The sequence below is a fragment of the Nostoc sp. FACHB-888 genome (genome assembly GCF_014696655.1).
Classification (GTDB): domain Bacteria; phylum Cyanobacteriota; class Cyanobacteriia; order Cyanobacteriales; family Nostocaceae; genus Nostoc.
In genome coordinates, this window is record NZ_JACJQM010000207.1 from 1 (window position 1) to 6,937 (window position 6,937).

Annotated in this window: 4 protein-coding genes and 2 pseudogenes; 1 reads left to right on the plus strand and 5 read right to left on the minus strand. The window is 43.9% G+C overall.

The window, feature by feature from the left end:
* A pseudogene (locus H6G26_RS36655) lies at positions 1-241 on the plus strand (hypothetical protein); the annotation flags it as partial.
* Positions 242-533: 292 nt separating this feature from the next.
* On the opposite strand, the gene H6G26_RS36660 reads toward H6G26_RS36655, so the two are convergent.
* The 5 genes and pseudogenes from H6G26_RS36660 to H6G26_RS36680 all read right to left on the minus strand — a co-directional run.
* A complete protein-coding gene (locus tag H6G26_RS36660) occupies positions 534-1,136 on the minus strand; it encodes a hypothetical protein (RefSeq protein ID WP_242054202.1) in 603 nt (200 codons plus the stop codon).
* Between the two features lie 92 nt (positions 1,137-1,228).
* Positions 1,229-1,753: a plasmid pRiA4b ORF-3 family protein gene (locus H6G26_RS36665; protein WP_190736384.1), complete on the minus strand. Its 525-nt coding sequence runs from the start codon at positions 1,751-1,753 to the stop codon at positions 1,229-1,231.
* Positions 1,754-2,009: 256 nt separating this feature from the next.
* Entirely contained in the window at positions 2,010-5,510 is a 3,501-nt protein-coding gene (locus H6G26_RS36670) for a plasmid replication protein, CyRepA1 family (protein WP_347242576.1), read from the minus strand.
* A gap of 392 nt (positions 5,511-5,902) precedes the next feature.
* Positions 5,903-6,502: an alpha-ketoglutarate-dependent dioxygenase AlkB gene (locus H6G26_RS36675; protein WP_190736386.1), complete on the minus strand. Its 600-nt coding sequence runs from the start codon at positions 6,500-6,502 to the stop codon at positions 5,903-5,905.
* A gap of 45 nt (positions 6,503-6,547) precedes the next feature.
* Positions 6,548-6,937: pseudogene (locus H6G26_RS36680) on the minus strand (hypothetical protein); the annotation flags it as partial.

A 6,937-nucleotide genomic window follows, 5' to 3' on the forward strand; every position in this document is an offset into this window, starting at 1 on the left:
AGACTGCTCAATATTATTACCTGTAGATAAATCACATTATCCTAATATTACTATAATACGTTGTATCTGGAGTGCGGATAAAAATTCTGTAACAGTTTTTCTATCAGATACTACCTATGAAGATGATCCATTCTTTTCGGGATTTATGGCGGTATGCGATCGCCTAAAGAATGAAGAATTTTTCTTAGCAATCTTGTACCATGAATGGTTTATTATTGAAAGAGCCGGAGTTCTGGAATAAGAAATTATGGCTCTTCATTACTTGTTATGCTAAAAACGCTTATAAAATAGCTCAGATTCCTTACAGGGCAAGAAAGATAGCTTTTAAGCTTGGATTTTGAGCCTTTGGAATAAAATTAAGGTTAAAACTACCCAAAAGCCTTGTTATTAAAGGTAAATCTCGAATTATTATTTCAATTTCAGCATAACACCTACGGAAGAGCCGAAATTATCAGCAAGTGACAAAAGACGGATAAGCACATTGGGACGATTTCGCCATAATTGTTGAGCGCATTCTGGCTTAATCACTTATTTTAAAAGTCATTATCCGTAAAGGGAACTATGGATGGTGAAAACTTTTTCAGGGATGGGTAAAATTCTAACCTCGCGGCAGAATCATCTGTTTGTGATACTTCTAATTCAATTGTTTGCTGATTTTTATCATCAAAGAGTAACTGCATTTGATAATCTGTCCAGAATTGCTCACCTAACTCATCTTCTAAATCAAAAAGCTGTTCTTCATCACCCCAAATATCTGACCAAAGGACTATCCGATTAGCACGAAAGTGATTTTGACCTTTGACATCTGTAATCACAAAATATACTTCGACATTTAAATTAAACCCAAACTCATCAAGCTCTGTCTCTTGTATCGCACAGTTAACCACAATTAAGCTATCAGGGTTAACATTCACTACCTGCTGTTGGCGCTGTAACATTTCTTGAAATACCAAATCAGGTAGCAGTTTTGAACTCTCTTCGAGTACAAGTTTTTGAGTTTCTGGTGAATAGCGAGTTTTTAATTCTTGGGTTATTAGATTTAAAATATCACCCGTGGCTAAATTGACAACTATCTTTTTATTTGTGGAATTAAGGAAACATCCGTGATTAAGTAAATTATGTTTTTTAGGTGCCATTATTCTTTAAAAACCTTCTCTGCTTGAGTGATATCCTGATTTATCAAATAGCCTATCGTAGCAAGGCAATGGCGATTGGCAAGGTTTTTCTTCTACTCAAAATCCGCATATTGAGGAGGACTAGCTCCGACTCGCTGAGTAATTTTAGGATATTTGCCTGATGGAACTATGTCTGCAATGCTGATGACATCAATCTGATGCCACCAATCATCACCAAAATCGAACCAGTAACCAAAAGCATCATCTATAGATAAGGCCAAGGACGCAATTGAAGTACTAGACACATCTCCTGTAGGCTTTGGTGCCAAATCGGAACTGGAAAATGCTTGTTTTGTGCAATAGCGTCTCGCGTTTGGATCTTGGGGGCCTTTTCCTCCGACTTGAAATTCGTACATATGTTCTTCTTCTCGGTCGAATGCTTTGAAGATGATTTTATGCAGATCCTGCAAAGTATTGTTGCCTTCAATCTCAATGGTTCGAGACACCACTGGGTTTAGAGCAGCAAATTCCTCCGTAATTGGACCGTCAATTAAAAACACCTCCAGCACATATAGTGCATTGGGAGAAGGGTTAGTCGCTTTTTTGGAAACATTTTCTGATTTTTTAGTTTTAGCCATATTTATTACAGGAATTTAGCTCACTCATCTCCATTTTTTTGGTATTTCATCCTTTTATTAGCTTTGAATTTTTGAAAACAAACCGGAACTGTTGGGTATAAATCTACTTGCACCAATCGTTATTGTAATTGAGTGTAGCGTTTTGATTTACTCGTTTCACGCATGGCAGCAGGATTTGTCAACACCCGTCAGCAGCTTGCGAGGAGTTTCCTCGCAAGCAATAGTTTATTGGTTTACTACCTGAAGGAACGCTTTCTCACGCCATCCATTCAGTCCACTGTGGGGCATCTGACACCAGTTGAGCAAACTTGTCAGGGCTTGCATCTTCAAACTCCAGCATCACACCGCAACGCTCATCAATCGTTAGGGTACTGAGTAATTCCTTAACCTTATCAACCCCGTATTCAACCCGTTCAATCGCCAGCCTAGCATAATATTTAACCCGCTCCCACCAAGAACCACTGAGTTCTTCATCTGTGTCCATACCCCCCCGATTATTATCTCCATCTTCATTAATGGGGGGTGTGGGCGGAGCATTAATCCCATACTGAGCCTGCATTCTAGCTGCATAAGCCGCGTTTCGTTCTTGCTCCTGATGCCGCTTTCTTTCCTTCTCCTCTCTCTGCCTCTGCCGATAATCCAGCACCTTTTGGGCAAACTCAACATCCTCAGTATTCAGGCGATAATACCGAACCCTCTGCCCATCCTCCATTGGTCTTCGTGACTCAGTAGACAAACCCAGTTGCCAGAGGTACTGCCCCAAAATCCACAAAGCAGACTCCGATAGCGGGATGGTCAGGTTAAGAATGCCTTTAACATGAGATGCATTGCGTTTTGAGAACTCTGCCAAAGCCTGAATCATCGCCTCGTCGCCTTTAATCTCAACCCCAGCCATCAGATCCATCAACACTGCCCTGAGTCCCAGCCGATGACGCATCAACCACGCGGTAGAATGATTGCTCCAGTCTGTGCAAATAGTTAATCGCTCTCTTTCCGATTTATCGCGTTCGGCAACCACAGTCGGCGGTGAAACACATTCCCGCTCCTGCTCATCAGTAATCATTTCCCCAGGCGCTGCCAATATCGCTTCAAGTGCAACAATCTTTTTAATTAACCGCCCAGAGTCATCTTTCTCCACCAGTTCAGGGGTTACGCTCATGCCGTAAGTGTCTTGTATGCGAAACTTTTCACATTCCAAAACCTCCTCCGGTTTGAGATAGTCTTGATGCTGCCTACTTGTATAAGTCCTCCTATCAATATCTTTGGCATTAGCCACTTTGCGATAATACTCCTCATCGATGGCGATACCAGCCGCCTTCATCCACCGGGAAGTTCCTTCATCACCAGCGTCGCCTAAAGGAATAATCGTATTGCCCATCTCAAGAAGCAGCGATCGCAGATCGGAACGTAAATTATTAATCGACCAATTTCTTTGCGCTTCAATCTGACAACTGGCATCCAATGCCCAGTCCTTCTCTGCACCACGTCTGCCTGTCTCTCTGTCAATGCGGATGAGAAAGGCAGTCATCTCGTTTTTCTGAAGAATCTTTTCTTTGATGCGACGGGCATTGGTTTCTGCATAACCAAATGGAGGACGAGGAGCCACCCAAACGTGCATGGGAACATCTGGACGATACCGCCATAATTGCTGGGCACATTCTGTAGCCGACTGTGAAACAGCATGAAACACGCCAAACACGGCATCAAAATGATAGCTGGAAATGTCAACCCCTGAACTGAGACTGGGAGTAATTAAAAAAGCGTCGATATCCTTAATGGCAATGTTAATCTCTCGGATAAAGATGACATTCTCCTCACTGCCACTGTTTTCCGAATGAATAGCCCACACCCGTAACTTGCGGTCTTCGGCTGATTCGGGTGTATTATCAGCGTCATCAATTGCTGAACCATCATTGAGCGCTCGTTCCAGTTTTTTGATGAACCGCTTACTATCACTGACCATCATCAACTTTTTACCCAGCATCAACTGAGCGTGGAACTCGGCAACGATCGCGCTGCTGTTTTTCCCTTCGTACCAATAGACTTGACGACCACCAGAACGGTATTCGTTTTTGATGATGTAGGGTTTTTCACCAGCCGGTCGCATTCGCATAAAAAACTCAATGGTCAAGTCATCGAGGTGAGCATCTGCCAACACTACCAGTTTGGCATTGTAGACCAAGTATTCCAGTACCTCCAGAATAGCCCCCCGGTGTTCCTTGCAGGTCTTTGATTTGAGCAAGTGAGCGAGATACTGGCAGGCTTCATCAATAAAAAGAATATCGTAAGCCTGTAAATCGTTTGCCATTTTATACAGCGAGTCTACAGTGATACTCAGTGCTTTTGCTTTAGCCCAGTCACCGCAGGATATGGCAGAGTACATTGCTGTTTGCAAGCGATCGCTGAGATTTTTAAGTAAAGTAACCCGATGCCCGTTGTTCAAAAAGCTTTTTTCTGGGTTCTCTCTTCTGATCATTGCCAGGATTTCAGTCTTGCCAGTACCCATGTCAGAAGCCAAACCAACTAACCCAGATTGAGGTAGGGAGCGGATAATTGTGGAGAGATAGCGAGTATTAACGACAATATTAGGTTTGAATTTGTGAAGTCCCCTGGCGCGATTCACGAAAAACCTTTGGCTTAACTCGCTGATTCTCAAGGCATCAGCAATCATCGTGGACACTCCTTTATCAGCTTTTTTCCCCAAAGCCATAACCCAATCATCAATTCCTTTTTCTGGCCCAGGCAGCAGCGCTACTTCGCATTGACAGGCAAGTTGGAGAATAACTTGACAGGTGCGGCGAGTAGCAGCAAAAACCTGCTGTTTGGTTTTGGGTTTGGTTTCATAGTCGAAGAGAATGATGAATTTGCGACCCTTTTGCGCTATTGGGACTAAATCAGGGTGCAGGTATTCCAAGTCTTCCTTGCCTACGCGCCCGTTCCAGATTCCAGGGAGTGCGATGGCTACATACCCCAAAGTTAGAAGACAGCCGGCTTTTTTTTCACCCTCTGTAAGGATTACAGGGATTTCCGGGTGTGCCATTACCCAAGCCCAAAAACCTAATGCCTCTCCTTGATCAGTAACGGTGATCAGTTCTGGCATCGGCACGTCATACCGCAGGGACACCAATTTCCAAATATGTAGGGGGACTCTCAGATATGTGACACGATTGGGGGTTTTAGCGGGGGACTCGTATTTGACAGGTTTATCAGTTTGCTGTTGAGTTTCTTTGTCCCATTCCAAACGAGGGTAATCTGGTTTCATCCGTCCCCACTCCATCGGTAGCCATGAGTTGAGGGGATCAAGTCCGTTTACCCACCATGCACCAGCTTCTGCGTGGGTATATCTTCTCAAGTAGCCATCACGCAGTCGCCCATCATTGCGTCGAGATGTTTGTGGGAGGGCGTACACCAGATATTCGTATATTTCATTACCACTAACCGAGTGAACATTTAGTTCAGTAATTGTCGGGTCAACGACTGAACCGATAACCCATTCATGCCAATGGTTTGGAGCTAATTCACTGTTGGGATTTTGATGTAGGTCGGTACTGTTTATCTGATGAAGAGGATGATTTTGTTTAGGTAGTGGAGGTAAATTTAGATGAAATGATGGTAATTCCTGACGAGAATTTGTGAAATGATGTGAGGATTCAATTTGTTTTTTGAGAACCTCGCTTGGGATTGGAAGAGAAGAATCAGGTATTTTAGTTTGACCGTAATTTGGATCTAATTTGCGGCGACGTTTTGCTTCTCCCACGAACTGACTCCTTTTTGAGGGAATGTAATAGTACAGATGAACTAATAAACTGTGATTGTAGATGACTATTGAAAAATCAATTGCACGAAAAATTGATGCTGTCAGAAGAGGCAGGGGAGTGGGGAGCAGGGAGCAAGGGAGAGGATTGGAAGGAGCTTGTACTTTGACCAATCGAGAACGCCCGCTTTTGGGCGGGGCTTGATACCCATGTTCCGCTCCGCTTCACGGCAACTCTTGGAGACGCTGCGCGAACGGGACTTTCTATTGCTCCCCCTGCTCCCTGCCCCCTGCCCCTCCGCCTCTTCGGTCAGCCAGTGAATCTGATATAAAATCAGGGCTGACAGCTTTTTTGAAGTGCTATTGTTTCTCTGCTCAGATTGAAAAAATCAGAATTATCTCCTTCCCCCGGTATGTGGTCGGAAAGTCAAATTAATCCGAGTGCTAACCACTTTGTTGGTTTTCGGAACTTGATGCAGATGTGTGGACTGACAACCGGGGTGCATCACAAGCAAGCTGCCATGCTCCAGCCAGAAATCCGTTGGTTTGCCACCGATGGGTTTGATCTGGAATTTGCGACATGACCCCAAGCTGACTGATGCGATTGCAGGGTTAAGTCCCATCGATGGTTCGTTGTCAGAATGCCAGCCGATAGAATCAGTCCCCGTGCGGTACTGGTTGCCAATGACAATGCGGAATTTGTAACCAGTTAGCGCAGTGATGCGATCCCGTAAGCTAGACAGAGCTTCTGTCCAACATAGTGGTTTCAAAAACACGCTGTTGGAGTAGAGGTAATCACATCCGGCATCACCATAAATGCACTCCAGGCGGGGAACAGGCATTGTTTTACCCGCGATCCTGATTTGATTTTGCTGCCACTCCAGTTTCAAGCAGTGTTGGTAGAGTTCGTTTGCTTGTTCAAGGCTTAAGAAATCGGGGTAGTAAGTAACTGGTAAAACTGGGGTTGATTCAGTGAATAAATTCAGTTGTTGCATGGTACTTTTCTCCAATTAAAGAAAGTATTCTGAAGACCCTTGCTGTTAGTTTTGACCACTAGAGAAAACCTCAATCAACACACTCTCTGGATACAACCCGACTTTTCCAAAACGGGGGTCATGAATGCGTTCTATTTCTATGCCTTGTTTTCGGCACAATGCATTTGCTTTTCGACCTTTAGTACCAGCTTCTTTTACAGATATTTCTAAACCTTGAAGATTGGCGAATCCAACAACACTGTATTTATGTCCGCAGGGTGTATTTACTCTGTCTTGCTCAACTTCAACCGCTTTTAGTCTTGCCAAAATTTCGGTCTGTTGCTGTTGTTGTTGGAGTAAATGCTGTTCTTGCTCTGCCAAGTGTTTAGCTAGAGCAGCGAGTAACTGTATTTCTGTCATTCCTGTTTTGTTGTCAGTGACAGGTTTAGTCCAGCC